2 protein-coding genes are annotated in these 558 nt (G+C 57.9%); both read right to left on the reverse strand.

What is annotated here, in order from left to right:
* Window positions 1-234, reverse strand: a 234-nt coding sequence (locus tag EOA22_RS36640) for an alcohol dehydrogenase catalytic domain-containing protein (protein WP_164756337.1), incomplete at its 3' end; no start/stop codon positions are given.
* 213 nt (window positions 235-447) lie between these two features.
* Window positions 448-558 carry a hypothetical protein gene (locus EOA22_RS39785; RefSeq protein WP_348629530.1) on the reverse strand — a complete coding sequence of 37 codons (111 nt, stop codon included), beginning with the start codon at window positions 556-558 and terminating at the stop codon, window positions 448-450.

Here is a 558-nt window from a genome sequence, read left to right on the forward strand (position 1 = left end):
CTTCAGAGCGCCGTTGACGCCCCTGCCGACCTCCACGACCTCTCCCATCATCTCGTGGCCCATAATGTCGCCTGGCAGCATGGCTGGCACGTAGTTGTGGTAAAGGTGAAGGTCGGAGCCGCAGATGGCACAACTCGTCACCTTGATAATCGCGTCCCGTTCATCCTCAATTTCTGGATCGGAGACCTGATCGCAGCGTATGTCTTCCTTACCGTGCCAGACCAACGCACGCATAGCCCGCTCCTCTGTTGGCAAGGTCGATCGGGACCCGCGCTTGGCAAGCGGGCATGCTATTCATCGACCGTTCCCGCCGCCTGTCGAACCGCAATGGCCGACCTATGTTCCGGGAGCTTGAGAGAATATTTTGGGCCATTCCAAACGGCGCCTTCGCCTGACCGCGACTCGCTTGCCGCTCCGTCTGAAGTCGGCTCCTCAGTCTTGATGCAGCTACGGCATGTCTTCGTTGTTTGTGCCATGCACGTTGGAGCCGTGCAGGAGGGACTGGATTTCGTCTAGATCGATGTTGCCGTCACCATTCTCGTCGATGCTATTGAACAT

The sequence above is a fragment of the Mesorhizobium sp. M7A.F.Ca.US.014.04.1.1 genome (assembly GCF_003998745.1).
In the GTDB taxonomy this organism is placed as follows: Bacteria; Pseudomonadota; Alphaproteobacteria; order Rhizobiales; family Rhizobiaceae; genus Mesorhizobium; species Mesorhizobium ciceri.

Coding starts and splice junctions, on each gene's coding strand:
- EOA22_RS39785 (WP_348629530.1), bottom strand. CDS start 558: ATGTTCAATAGCATCGACGAGAATGGTGACGGCAACATCGATCTAGAC.